General features: G+C 41.4%; 12 protein-coding genes. 7 read left to right on the top strand and 5 right to left on the bottom strand.

Annotated features, from left to right (window positions below):
- Nucleotides 1–7: 7 nt before the first annotated feature.
- Complete coding sequence (locus tag HKI82_RS11970) at nt 8–586, top strand: DJ-1/PfpI family protein (RefSeq protein WP_171138144.1); 579 nt, start codon at nt 8–10, stop codon at nt 584–586.
- Between the two features lie 31 nt (nt 587–617).
- On the opposite strand, the gene HKI82_RS11965 is transcribed toward HKI82_RS11970, so the two are convergent.
- The 3 genes from HKI82_RS11965 to HKI82_RS11955 all read right to left on the bottom strand — a co-directional run bounded on the left by HKI82_RS11965 (nt 618) and on the right by HKI82_RS11955 (nt 3,290).
- A complete protein-coding gene (locus HKI82_RS11965; protein ID WP_240956711.1) occupies nt 618–1,454 on the bottom strand; it encodes an EAL domain-containing protein in 837 nt (278 codons plus the stop codon).
- A 304-nt stretch (nt 1,455–1,758) separates the two neighbouring features.
- A complete protein-coding gene (locus HKI82_RS11960; RefSeq protein ID WP_171138143.1) occupies nt 1,759–2,547 on the bottom strand; it encodes a lipase family protein in 789 nt (262 codons plus the stop codon).
- A 107-nt stretch (nt 2,548–2,654) separates the two neighbouring features.
- Nucleotides 2,655–3,290, bottom strand: a complete 636-nt coding sequence (locus HKI82_RS11955) for a hypothetical protein (protein ID WP_102942565.1) — start codon at nt 3,288–3,290, stop codon at nt 2,655–2,657.
- 201 nt (nt 3,291–3,491) lie between these two features.
- Between HKI82_RS11955 and HKI82_RS11950 the strand changes: the two genes are divergently transcribed.
- From HKI82_RS11950 to HKI82_RS11940, 3 genes are all read left to right on the top strand, one after another.
- A complete protein-coding gene (locus HKI82_RS11950) occupies nt 3,492–3,740 on the top strand; it encodes a DUF2164 domain-containing protein (RefSeq protein ID WP_102942564.1) in 249 nt (82 codons plus the stop codon).
- A gap of 172 nt (nt 3,741–3,912) precedes the next feature.
- Nucleotides 3,913–4,449 carry a cytochrome b gene (locus HKI82_RS11945; protein ID WP_171138142.1) on the top strand — a complete coding sequence of 179 codons (537 nt, stop codon included), beginning with the start codon at nt 3,913–3,915 and terminating at the stop codon, nt 4,447–4,449.
- Nucleotides 4,449–5,018: a YceI family protein gene (locus HKI82_RS11940; RefSeq protein ID WP_171138141.1), complete on the top strand. Its 570-nt coding sequence runs from the start codon at nt 4,449–4,451 to the stop codon at nt 5,016–5,018. Before HKI82_RS11945 ends, HKI82_RS11940 begins: the two co-directional genes overlap by 1 nt.
- A gap of 84 nt (nt 5,019–5,102) precedes the next feature.
- Here HKI82_RS11940 and focA read toward each other — a convergent pair whose 3' ends face one another.
- On the bottom strand, nt 5,103–6,554 hold the full coding sequence (gene focA, locus HKI82_RS11935) for a formate transporter FocA (RefSeq protein WP_102942561.1): 1,452 nt from the start codon (nt 6,552–6,554) through the stop codon (nt 5,103–5,105).
- 218 nt (nt 6,555–6,772) lie between these two features.
- On the opposite strand from focA, the gene HKI82_RS11930 reads away from it, so the two are divergent.
- The gene (locus HKI82_RS11930; protein WP_102942560.1) at nt 6,773–7,678 is read left to right on the top strand and encodes a LysR substrate-binding domain-containing protein; all 906 of its coding nucleotides are present in this window, start codon (nt 6,773–6,775) and stop codon (nt 7,676–7,678) included.
- Nucleotides 7,679–7,912: 234 nt separating this feature from the next.
- Nucleotides 7,913–8,407 carry a DUF1097 domain-containing protein gene (locus HKI82_RS11925; protein WP_171138140.1) on the top strand — a complete coding sequence of 165 codons (495 nt, stop codon included), beginning with the start codon at nt 7,913–7,915 and terminating at the stop codon, nt 8,405–8,407.
- A 130-nt stretch (nt 8,408–8,537) separates the two neighbouring features.
- Here the strand turns inward: HKI82_RS11925 and HKI82_RS11920 are convergent, their stop codons facing one another.
- Nucleotides 8,538–10,169: an ATP-dependent endonuclease gene (locus tag HKI82_RS11920; RefSeq protein ID WP_102942559.1), complete on the bottom strand. Its 1,632-nt coding sequence runs from the start codon at nt 10,167–10,169 to the stop codon at nt 8,538–8,540.
- Between the two features lie 249 nt (nt 10,170–10,418).
- On the opposite strand from HKI82_RS11920, the gene HKI82_RS11915 reads away from it, so the two are divergent.
- Entirely contained in the window at nt 10,419–12,164 is a 1,746-nt protein-coding gene (locus tag HKI82_RS11915; RefSeq protein ID WP_171138139.1) for a bifunctional metallophosphatase/5'-nucleotidase, read from the top strand.
- Nucleotides 12,165–12,559 lie beyond the last annotated feature (395 nt).

Genomic DNA, 12,559 nt, shown 5'->3' with positions numbered 1-12,559 from the left:
AATGAGAATGAACATAGGGATATACATTTATGATGATGCCGAAGTGTTGGATTTTTCCGGACCGTTTGAGGTGTTTAGCACGGCTAAAAGATTAGCGAACAACGATTGGAATGTGTTTTTGTTTGCAGAAAAGTCGAATTTGGTGAAAGCTCGTGGAGGCTTCGAGGTAAAGCCTCATTTTTCTTTTGAGACGGTTCCAAATATAGATCTTCTTATCGTCGTTGGTGGTGTTCACACTGAAGAGCTGAGAAAACCAAATGTTATCAACTGGATTAAGCAGTATGCAGCAGAGTCAAAAATCGTTGCTTCTGTCTGTACAGGTGCATTTTTATTGGCAAAAGCGGGTGTGACGGTTGATCATTCAGTAACCACGCATTGGGAGGATATCGCTGATCTAAGGCGTGAATTTCCAGAGCTGGATGTGCAGGAAAATGTACGTTGGGTAAAGCAAGGCAACTTGGTTGCATCTGCTGGTATTTCCGCAGGTATTGATATGAGTTTGTTCTTGGTGTCGGAACTCGCGTCTACGGACTTAGCAGTGAAGACGGCGCGACAAATGGACTATGACTGGCAGAAAACCGCTTAGGCAGTAGTGGCTGCGCTGAATAACACTGCGTTTAGCCACACGCTAGTTGTACTCTTGGCATCACACGTTCTGGGGTGCCAAGGAAATAACCCTGATACATATTGAGATTCAGGGCTTTCATCGCTTCAAACTGCTGTTCTGTTTCAATTCCTTCCACTACTGTTTTCGCGTTGGCATTCTGAGCGACTTTAATAGCATCAAGTAGTGGTGACGTATCACCGATCATATATTTCTTCAGAAGAGTGCGATCAAATTTGATGATATCGGGAGAAATAAGATCAACTCTTTCAGAGTTAGAAGCTTGTGAGCCGTAGTCATCGACAGCAATGTGAAAACCATAATTGGATAAAGTTTGAGTCGCTTCTCTTAGCAGTTCATTGTCGTCTGAGTGCTGTTCAACAATTTCCATAACTATTTGTGGGCGTCGGAGATTGAGATCATTAATACGATTTGATAACCGGCAGGAGAAGCTTTCATTTTGCACAAGATACTGGCCAACAGAAGGTAATAGATTTAGAAATAGCCTGATATTTTTGAAAGGGGAGTTTGCAAAATTTCTTACGTGAATCGATCTGCTCAATAATTCGACGTTAATTTGATCAACTTGATTATATTGATCCGAATAAAAAAATAAGTCAGGGCGAATTTGTCTGTGACCATTTGTATATATTCTAACCAAGGCTTCAACACCAACGATTCTTTTCTCTCTGGAAAATATCGGTTGAAATACACTCCGTAGCGTCATGTTTTTATAATGAGCTACATATTGTCCCGTGTTATCGAAACGAATGTATTTATCGTACTGGTGTTTATTAATAAGAATCATAGAATCCGCTATATCCCAAAAAATAATATTTAATCTACGCATCCATGCGTCAAATTGTTTTGATTCACGTCATAGTATTGACGATATTCATATTCTGTCAATCTTTAATATTGCGATCATAAATAGCGAAAGATCTAAATAAAGATCCTATAAACGATCATCTTTGCTGGCACATGGCTAAGCGAGAGTCGAATCTCTTTGGTGTGTTGTCCCAGCAAGAACTTTGCATTAGATTATCTTCAATATTGACGTATTTAAGAGCTATATTCTGAAGCTTTCTTTATGATCCCAAATTTATTGGAAACTTAAAATGATCCTAAAAATAGCCAGAGTTTATTTAATATTTTTAACGATCGTCAAAAAAATCTTTATTGCGAATATATCGACTCATTAAATGATATGAAAATGGTCTTATAGCCCACGACACAATACTTTTCCCTAATCTTATTAACGTCGGTGTATTTTCATAAACTCTTTCGTTGTGTAGCCACAATAATTTCCCTACGTGCCAATAGTAAAATGGCAAGGGTGGTAAAAATGTGACGATATCTAGGTCGCAACATACACGGTATGTTTTGTGTGAAAGAGAATATTGTTTTTTAAATTGATAACCGCCAATGGCGGGTTGACCAAATGTCACTACTCTTTTTATTGATTTTGGATATTTCTTCTCAACTAAGTCTGCCAGAACTGTACCTATGGCTCCGCCTGATGAATGGCCAGTAAAGGTAACTTTTTTTCCTAGCTCGATCAGAGGCACAATATAGCTTAATAATCGTTCGTAAACGGAAGCGCCGAGCTTATCAGTATTATAGCCAGGTCGACTCTCTTGCAATATCAAGTATGAGTAGCCTGCGTGAATGGGGTAATTGGTGCAAAGTGTCTTAGGTGTAACTTGCCACATTCCCAAATTCAACAGCCAATCCCAAAGCGAGTGTGATCCTTTGATGACGACGATGACTTCTTCACTTTTCCTACTCCAAAGCACCCTCATCATGACTTTGCCAAAACGGTTGTAGACAATACGTTGGCCGTTTGGGTCAAATCCGTAGTTGGTCTGTTTAAATATTCTTGGATAAGCGAGATTGCATAGCACTGCATATCTTTCGTACTGATAGCGCTTTAGGCTTTTCACAATAAACTTAACGGTTAGGTTTTGATTTACTATGAGTCAGAAATATGTAGAAAAAGTGACAGCGGGAGAAATATTGATAGGTTAGGTTTAAGACAAATGGGGAAGCACTATCCCCATTGCAGTACGGCGTATAGTTGGATGTATTTTCTTACGAGTTGCTGATTTTTGGAGTGTTTTAAAGGATGTCCAAACTTAATGTAGCAAGGGCTGATTTGATATCGAGCTTCTAACGCTTGAGTTAAAAGTGAATCGCTCTCGTAAAGTGTTATGCCTTGTGCACTGTATTCATCAATTTCGTCAGGTAACTGTCCAGTCCACCAGTGAAGCAGCTCGCGACTTTTCTGGCTTTTGCTAATCCAATGGTCCGTTAGGAGAATAAGAAGATCGTTGGGTTGAATCGCATAAGCATATTCTTGCTTCCACTGCGAAATGTCCCTCATTAACTTGTCTCGGCATGTCTTACCAGCACTGACCAAATGATGAGTGAGTATCCAAACCGTTCCCATCTCACAGGTTACACGGAAGTGGTGAGGCATATCAGTATGGTGAGTGGATTCAATCGAATCATAATCGCAGGCGTGACCATATTCCGTTAATGTACGCGACAAACGACGAGCGAAAGCCAAACCTAAATGGTGCTCACTCATTCCTTTGTTGTGAATAGTAGGATAGTGCTTTTCACACAATCTCAAGCAGTCAGTTTGAAATTCATTGACGCTTTGTGTGACTAGATCCAGTAACAATTACTTATTCTCCATAATTTAAGCTCAGCTAGATTATCACAGTTACATTTTGTCACTAGTGATAAATGATGGTTTTACATCACCAAATTTTGAAATTTATCTTTCTCTGATAGCCTACTTTTCAACAACAGCGGTGTTGCGGTGATAATCATGATCCTAGTTGGGTATAATAAGCGCCTAATTTCATTTCGGGAGACAAAAATGAGTGATATTGAATTTACTCAACAACAGAAAGAGGGCCTCACCGAAGCTCTACAAAAATACTGTGCGGATGAATTGAATATTGAACTTGAGCAGTTTGATGCTTGGTTCTTGTTAGAGTTTGTTACAAATAAGATCGGTCCAGTTTATTACAATAAAGGCTTGTCAGATGCTCAATCTGTCGTTGAAAGAAAGATGCTTGATATCGCTGATGAGCTCTATCAGATTGAAAAAGATAGCGAATTTTAAATGCTTCCAGTTATTCTGTGTTATTTAATTATTCAATTTTTTTGAACAAGTTCTTCAATCTGTATGGCTAGCGGCAAGGTAAATATTGGTAAATACTCTGTTAACGCTATGTATCCAGTGCTACCGTTTTATTGGATGATGGTATCAACAATAGTAATGAGAGAAAGTAGGTATGAGTTCCGAAGTTACACACTACAACGCGGTGACGCGATTTATCCACTGGATTTCTGCGGTGGTGATTATTGGAATGTTTGCCGTCGGTCTTTGGATGACGGATCTTTCTTATTACAGTACTTGGTATAGAACGGCACCTCACTGGCATAAATCTGTTGGATTGCTGCTAGCAGGACTCACACTATTTCGTGTAGTTTGGAAGTGTGTGACGGTGTCACCAAAGGTGGAAGGTTCACCACTAGAAAAATTGATCGCTAAAGTTGCCCATTTATTTATCTATTTTGATCTGTTGGTGCTGTTTGTATCTGGATACTTAATTTCAACCGAAGATGGTCGCGGTATTGACGTTTTTAATTGGTTTACCGTACCGGGAGCGGGCGCTCTTTTTGAGGGGCAGGCTGACTTAGCAGGTTTAGTACATCTCTATGCAGCTTGGGCCTTAATAGTCGTTGCTGTGCTACATGCACTTGCAGCATTTAAACACCACTTTATTAGTAAAGATAATACGCTACGCAAAATGATAGGAGTATCGTAATGAAGAAAACGTTATTGGCAGTTGGATTAGCTGCAAGCATGATTGCATCTTTTGGTGCAAGCGCAGCGGATTATGTGATTGATTCAAAGGGAGCTCATGCTTCTATCAGTTTCAAAGTGAGCCACCTAGGTTATAGCTTCATCAAAGGACGCTTTAATAAGTTTGATGGTGAATTCTCTTTTGACCCAAAAAACATTAACGCATCTTCTGTTGAGGTGAATGTTGATACTACAAGCTTGGATTCAAACCACGCAGAGCGTGACAAGCATATCCGTAGTGCAGATTTCATTGATGCGGCTAAATTTAGCACTGCAACATTTAAGAGCACTAAAGTTGTCGACAAAGGTGACGGCAAGATGGATGTTATTGGTGATTTGACGTTACACGGTCACACTAAGAGCATTACAATTGACGCTCAGTTCATTGGTGCTGGTCAAGACCCATGGGGCGGCGAACGTGCCGGCTTCGAAGGTTCTACACGCCTTGAGCTAAAAGACTTTGATATCGCTGTGATGGGCCCTGCAAGCTATGTAGATATGGAACTTCATATCGAAGGTGTTCAAAAGTAATACGCGTATCTGATTGAAGAGAGCCCCTGCTAGCAGGGGCTTTTTTTATGTTGCCAACTGATGTGTTTGTTATGTTATTTGCTGTTAAGCTCGTTCTAGCTGCTTTTCTTCTACAACCGTTAGGCGTTCACCATATATTGGACGAAGAGCTTGTAACACGTGGTGACGATTAACCATTCCCACAAAATGTCCATTATCGAGTACGGGTAGTTGATGTGGCTTTTGTACCTTCATGCTCTTAGCTCTTTCTTCAACTGACAAAGTCGTTAGACGTGTCGCAATACCCATGCTTGTTGTTGGATAAAGCTGCTCTCTGTCGATGCAAAGAAACTCTGCAACATCTACCAGTTTGTCGTTGGCATCAATGGCGATAACATCACGCGACATTAGGTCTACGACTTTTTGATCTTTGGCTGGAATGTAATTCTGGCACCAAAGTTCAACCATCACATCATGAGCAGAGAAAATACCCACTAAACGGTTATCCATATTGACCACAGCCGCTACGTTTACTTGATGATCTAGCAGTTTATCGATAGCTGCTTGAACAGGCATATCGGCACTGATAACTAGGGGATTTGGATCCATAATGTCTTTCATAGTAACTGTAGTTTTCATGGCTGTTTCCTTAACTGATGAAATAGGTGTTGTTTGTGTAATTGATGAAAGTTGAGCTGAAATGAGTTTTGGTCGGCTATAAATAGACCAGTTTGCTAAACCCACTAAAACTGCGCCGCCAACGATGTTGCCCAGAGTAACGGGGATTAAGTTAGCCGTTACAAAATGCAGTATGTTGAGATCGGCATACGCAGCGGAACTGACACCGACTTGTTGCCAAAATGAATCGGGAGCAAAGTTTTGTATGACTATGCCTAGTGGGACCATGAACATGTTCGCGACACAGTGCTCAAAGCCACTCGATACAAACATGGCGACAGGCATAATGGTCATCGCGGCTTTGGTCATTGCATTTGCCGAACTGAAGGTTAACCATATCGCTAGGCAAACAAGTAGGTTACACAAAACACCAAGAGAAAAAGCTTGTAGGGTTGTGTGGTGAAGTTTGTGTTGGGCAATGTTTAGGGCGTTCAAACCCCATTGACCATGGTCAAGTTGATACAGACCAGCTGCCGAAACCAATAGAAGTAAAAACATTGCTCCTATAAAATTCCCAATGTAAACCTTCCCCCAAACAGCAAGCATTTTGCTGAAACTAATTTGTCTGTTAGCCCAAGAGATGCTAGATAACACAGAGCTGGTAAACAGTTCTCCACCGCAGATAACAATCAGTATTAAACCCATACTGAATGCTAAGCCGCCGACAAAGCGGTTAAGTCCCCATTCAGCGTTTGCATTACCTGTGGTTACAGTGATGTAAAACAAGAATGCCAGCCCAATAAAGGCTCCCGCCATAATGGCGAGGCTTATTGTCATCCCGCTTGATTTTTGAGCTTTGCTTAATGCAAATTTCTCAGCTTCCGCCATCATCTCTTTCGGCGAAAAATAATGTTGATTGTAAGACTCAGTGACTGCCATATCTGGTCTCCCAATAGATATCCATCGTGATACTCCTTATTAGAAAACAACACCTTATGTGCTGATTCGTAACTAGGTTAGCGTTCTGACTTTCACTAAGTAAAATTGATAATATTAAAAGCCCCTATCAATTATGTTGATATGCTGTGTTTAGTCGGTAGAATGCAACCGTATGCTCATAGAAGAGCAGCGGACTTGGTAAAAGGAGAAAGAGTGCGATGAGATATTCACTGAAACAGTTGGCTGTATTTGATGCTGTTGCCGACACTGGCAGTGTCAGTGTTGCTGCAGAAAAACTGGCTTTAACTCAGTCTGCAACAAGTATGTCATTAGCACAGCTGGAGAAAATGCTTGGTCGCCCGCTCTTTGAACGTCAAGGCAAACAGATGGCTTTAACACACTGGGGGATGTGGCTTCGCCCTAAGGCTAAACGTTTGTTGCAAGATGCTCAGCAGATTGAAATGGGCTTTTACGATCAGCAATTAGTCAGCGGTGAGATTTCTATCGGAGCCAGTCAAACACCCGCAGAACATTTGGTACCAGATCTCATCAGTATTATTGATAACGACTTTCCTGAGATCCGAATCGATCTGAGTGTAAAAAGCACTCAAGCCGTTATTGAAGGCGTACTGGACTACAAATTTGATTTAGGCATCATCGAAGGACGCAGTGATGATAACCGCATTCATCAGGAAGAGTGGTGTAGGGATCACTTAACCGTCATTGCCTCTTCGCATCATCCTTTTGCAAAGCGCGCCACGGTAAGTCTTGCTCAACTAGAACAAGCTAAATGGGTGCTGCGAGAAAGAGGTTCAGGCACTAGAAAAACTTTTGATAGTTCTATTCACCATTTGGTAGAAGATCTGGATGTGTGGCGAGAGTATGAACACGTACCAGTTCTTCGTAGCCTCGTTGCTAATGGTCCTTATCTTACCTGTCTGCCTTATTTGGATGTAGAACGATACATTGAAATGGGAAAACTGGTTGCGTTGAATGTGCCTGAGCTAAATATGGAGAGAACACTTTCCTTTATTTGGCGAGCAGACATGGCTGAAAACCCTTTAGCAGAATGCATAATGCGCGAAGGCTTTAGAATGATGAAAGGGCGATCGCTTTACCTATAAAAGACTCAATTTTTAGGCCATGCCTTATCTCTGAAACGCGATGCTATCAGCTATTAGAATGTTTATAACTGTTTGTGTTGATTTATCGTTTGCGTCACTAAATATGTGTAACATTATTATAATATACATTTTAAATGTGATTTAAATCACTTTAAGGTAGTGCAACTACCTTTAACATCTATGCTCAATTCACTGATGCGGTTAACACGCAAAAACCGCTTCTTAGAGGGTATGATGAGCACACTTCTAGCAATCGCAATCACTACAGGTATCCTTTCTGGCATATGGGGATGGGTAGCAGTTTCATTCGGTTTACTCTCTTGGACTGGATTTCTAGGCTGCACGAGTTACTTCGCTGCACCTAAAGACGGTGTTCGCGGCTTACTGGAAAGTTATGCGACGAACCTAACAGGTGTATTCTGGGCGATGGTCATTATTAGTGGCTCTCAGTATATGTCTATCGAAATTATGGGGTACGTATTGACTGGCATCGTGTCATTCTTGATGTGTATTCAAGCGAAAAAACAGTGGCTTAGTTATATCCCTGGAACATTTATTGGCTGTTGTGCCACGTTTGCAGCAAATGGTGAATGGCAAATAGTGATCCCATCATTATTGCTGGGTGGTGCGTTTGGTTTTTCAATGAAAGCAAGTGGCTTATGGCTACACAAGCGTGCATCAGCAGAGAAATCCCTTCAGCAATCAGTGATAAATGAACAAGCTCAATAAGTGATATTTAATATCAATATTTCTTATATTTATCTTCAATTGTCATTTGAATAATTTATTAATAGCAAAAAAGGCATACCTCACAGTATGCCTTTTTTGCTGATGTTCAGGAGTGCCAAGAAATAGAACGTCAGGTATTACCATTGGCCATGGTGATTACGCGTTTTAATGTCCAGCGAAGAAGCACTGGGATACATTCCACGCCACCAGCTTCACAATGAGAAACAATTGCTAATGCCAGATCCGGTTTAGCGTGCTTCTTGAGCACTCTTGTGACCACTTTTTTCGCAGGGATAGGTTGGTCATGTGGGATCTTCACCATGTCTTTAAAGAAAAACTCAAAGCCGTGTGAGTAAAGAAAATGTTCGATGTCTTTGTCCGGTAATTCAGTTAAGCGGTGCCTTTGTTGGTCATGCCCTAGCATATTGATTACTGTTGCAGAGTATTTTTTTCCTGCTGAATCACCATCAGTGACAACATGCCAATCAATGCCAAATGATTTTGCCACTTTAATCAAAGATTTTAGCCCCGATTGTGCGAATTCGATGATCTGCACCCCCTCAGCCGCTAAGTTGTAACCGCATTGCCTTGCCAGTTCGCTGAACAACCAAACTTCCGTTTCACCTTCAACTAATAACCAGCAGCGAGCAAATAGAGCTCCAGTACGATGGAAACGGATGTGGAATCCAATGCGTCTGAGTTCATCTTGACCGAATCCTTTGATCGGCATTGACGTAGCAATGGTTTTATCGGATTTACGCACCAGTCGGCGAATGGAATGCATAGGAACAGAACCTAATAACTCACCACTATTGGTGGTTAATATTTTCTGCATCGGCAACAGTTCAAGTAAGCTCCATGCCCGAGCCAGATGAGTAGGGTGCAAACGACCTTCTGGATCTTCGACGATCAATATAGGCCTTGCACAGCGACGAATATCTTGTGGTCCTTTTGCTTGCAAGTAAGCGTTTAGAAGCCCTAAGAACAACAGCCTTGTTTGTCTGTCTTTGGTTTCACCGACAATTTGCTTTAAGCTTTTTCCGTTGGTCGGTGTTGAATAGACCAAACTGTCTCGCTCTAAGCGAGGGTTCTTTCGGCTCTGACTTTTAAAGGAAAAGTAGTGATCAACCAGAGCGTTCATCGCATTTAGGCTGCTTCGCATTTCGCCTTTGTTTACATGACCGGGAATTGCCATTAGGCGACGGCAGGTATTATCAATACGTTTTTCTACCCGCTCATTTGCATTGTTGTTTTTGCCAAATGGTCTTATAAAACGACGCGAGTCGCGCAGACGAATTACCGGATGCAAGCTCATCAATTCACGAGCCAGTTTATCGCTATGGTGGACAGCAATGGGATTGCCTTTCAAATCGAGAAAAGTGTAAGTCGTAGTAATATCGTATTTAACTCGAGATGCGCTAACGCGATAGATAATGCGATGCATCCCATCTTCGCCTTCGCACCATATAGGCTTTAACTTTCTGTATCGACCCGCACGGTATTCGTTTTTATCTGTAGTGACAAAGCTCAGTACGATTTGCAAATTTTGAGTTTGTGGATGGGAGACTGAGTAGTCGACATGAAAGTCTTGTAATTCGAACTGATAAAGCTCAGAAGACGCGGGTAACATGACGGAAAGCGCATCGAGTAAAGATGATTTACCCCATGTGTTTTCACCAATCAAGGTCGTTAGTTCATCAAATGAAAGAGATAAGCGACGAATACCTCGAAAACCAGAAATTTCGATACGTTCTAATAGCATCGGCCAACTCCTCATGCCTCGGATACAAAAGAGGCTATTTATGATTTTTATTTAAGCATAATGTAAAACTGCAATATAAGCAGACGGTTACCTCACATAAACCTTATAACCTGTTTAAGTGTCGATAAATCAAGCGATGTAACTGATGTCAAACTTCCTAACTTTCTTTGCATTATCGTTTCATTACTATCACGAATCTGTCATGATCTGTGCGCTAGGATTAGAGTGAAAGTAAAGAGAACACACAATATGAAAAATAGAAAAGACACGAAAAAAGTAACGTCAATCACTCTGGCACATATCAACGATACCCATTCTTATTTTGAACCTACGTCATTACAGTTAACTTTAGATATCAATGGTAAGACACTCACGCCTTTCGTTAGTGCTGGTGGATTTGCTCGTATTGCAACACGAGTCCAGCAATTACGCGAAGATGCACGCCGTATGGAAAAGGGTTTTATCTTTTTGCATGCAGGAGACTGCTTTCAAGGTACTTTGTACTTTTCCTTATTTAAAGGAAAGGCGAACGCGGACATGCTGAACGCAATTGGCTTAGACGCAATGGCATTAGGTAACCATGAACTTGATATGGGGAATGAACCGGTCGCTATCTTTGCCAAGCGTACCAACTTTCCTCTGCTGTGCGGAAACTGGGATCTTTCCAATGAGCGTCCAAACAAGCAACATCGCTTATCAGATAACGAATCGGTAAAATCGTTTAATCCAACATTGGGTTGTGCCAATTGGATAACCAAAAATGTAAATGGTAGCGACATCGCTATCTTCGGTCTTTCATTAGACAAAATGGTTGATATCGCAAACCCTGATAGCGATACGCCGTTTTTGAATGCATTAGAAACAGCAAAGAATACGGTCGAACAAATACATAAGGCGGGTATCAACAAAATTATCCTGTTGAGCCACCTGGGATATGACGCAGACAAAGAACTTGCACGACAAGTGAATGGTATTAGCGTCATCGTTGGTGGTCACAGCCATGTACTACAGGGCGATTTCAGCGCTTTAGGGTTAGAAACTCAAGAAGAGTATGGCCAACGCATTAACAACACATATGTTGTTCAATCTGGTTTGTATGCGTTAGCGCTGGGACATTGCCAAATTGATTTTGATGATCAAGGTAATGTCATTAGTTTCGAAGGTCGCAATGAGCTGCTGCTAGGGCGTCGTCTGTTCATTGATGCAAGTATGAGTGAAGCGGGAAGCGATGGTGCGCACCTAGAAGCTTGCGAATACGTAAACAATCATCCAAATGTGGTGGTTTGTAAAAAAGATCCTGATGTACAGGGCATTTTGATCAACAAATATATACCTAGAGTCAGAGAGCTTCAGACTCAGATGATCGCGGAAGCTCATAACTCGTTGAGACATGTACGTGTGCCCGATGAAAATGGCCCAAGTGAACTCGCGCCCTTAGTCGCGCAGTCATTTGTACATGCTATGCGTGAGCGTGGACATCAAGTGCAGTTTGCTATTCACAACGCTGGAGGTGTAAGAACCTCCATCCAACCGGGCAAACTCTCGGTTGCCGATATAGCAGGAAAGTTATTGCCGTTTGCCGTGCCGATTGGTGTTTATTCTGTGAAAGGAAAAACAATTGCACTCACACTTGAAGGCGCAATTAATAACGCAATAAACAACGGTGTTGATGGCACTGGCTCGGGAAGTTACCCCTATACACACAACTTAAGCTATCGTTATCACGCAGATAAACCTTTTGGTGAACGCATCAAAGACTTAAAGATCTGTATTGATGACCAATGGCAACCTGTTGAAAATGAGACAGTTTATTGCGGAACTTCATCTGCTTATACGATGAAAGGTAAAGAAGGCTATGATGCAATAATCGCAATGAAAGGTGAGGGTTACGTCAGTAATGTTTCTATGGCTGACGCCTTTATTAGCTTACTGTCTGCTCAGCCAGAGTTACTAAACAACCGACCAGTAGAGCAGTTACATAGCCATAACGAATAACATGGCATAATGCTTGCTGATTAAGTTTCAGTCTTTATTTCTCAAGATACGAGAAGGAAAGGGGGAAACATGTGGTTTCAAGACTGGCTTGATACAGCAGTTGTGGTTGGTTGGATAGGTGCGTGGTCCGCGTTAGTATACTTATTACCCATTGCTGGATTTTAAATTTTGCCTCGTTGTTAAAGGCAATAAAAAAAGAAGGAGCTATTACAGGCTCCTTTTTTGATCCTCAAACTGGACGCTAAAAGCAGTAAGGAATGAAATTTTCGCATTACCTGGCTTCATTCATTACTCTTTATTTTTCTGGGCATGATCGATAAATTTATCTAACCCAATCAAGCACACTCTTTCATTATGCTTTTTGCTGGTGTGTAAATGTTGGTCGGTACCTCGTA

This window comes from Vibrio plantisponsor (assembly GCF_013041605.1).
Lineage (GTDB): Bacteria > Pseudomonadota > Gammaproteobacteria > Enterobacterales > Vibrionaceae > Vibrio > Vibrio plantisponsor.
This window is presented reverse-complemented; position numbering and strand designations above follow the sequence as displayed.

Excerpts from the sequence above, each read along its gene's own strand:
- HKI82_RS11970 (WP_171138144.1), top strand. The coding sequence starts at position 8 with ATGAACATAGGGATATACATTTATGATGATGCCGAAGTGTTGGATTTT.
- HKI82_RS11965 (WP_240956711.1), bottom strand. The coding sequence starts at position 1,454 with ATGCGTAGATTAAATATTATTTTTTGGGATATAGCGGATTCTATGATT.
- HKI82_RS11950 (WP_102942564.1), top strand. The coding sequence starts at position 3,492 with ATGAGTGATATTGAATTTACTCAACAACAGAAAGAGGGCCTCACCGAA.
- HKI82_RS11945 (WP_171138142.1), top strand. The coding sequence starts at position 3,913 with ATGAGTTCCGAAGTTACACACTACAACGCGGTGACGCGATTTATCCAC.
- HKI82_RS11940 (WP_171138141.1), top strand. The coding sequence starts at position 4,449 with ATGAAGAAAACGTTATTGGCAGTTGGATTAGCTGCAAGCATGATTGCA.
- focA (WP_102942561.1), bottom strand. The coding sequence starts at position 6,554 with ATGGCAGTCACTGAGTCTTACAATCAACATTATTTTTCGCCGAAAGAG.
- HKI82_RS11930 (WP_102942560.1), top strand. The coding sequence starts at position 6,773 with ATGAGATATTCACTGAAACAGTTGGCTGTATTTGATGCTGTTGCCGAC.
- HKI82_RS11925 (WP_171138140.1), top strand. The coding sequence starts at position 7,913 with ATGAGCACACTTCTAGCAATCGCAATCACTACAGGTATCCTTTCTGGC.
- HKI82_RS11920 (WP_102942559.1), bottom strand. The coding sequence starts at position 10,169 with ATGCTATTAGAACGTATCGAAATTTCTGGTTTTCGAGGTATTCGTCGC.
- HKI82_RS11915 (WP_171138139.1), top strand. The coding sequence starts at position 10,419 with ATGAAAAATAGAAAAGACACGAAAAAAGTAACGTCAATCACTCTGGCA.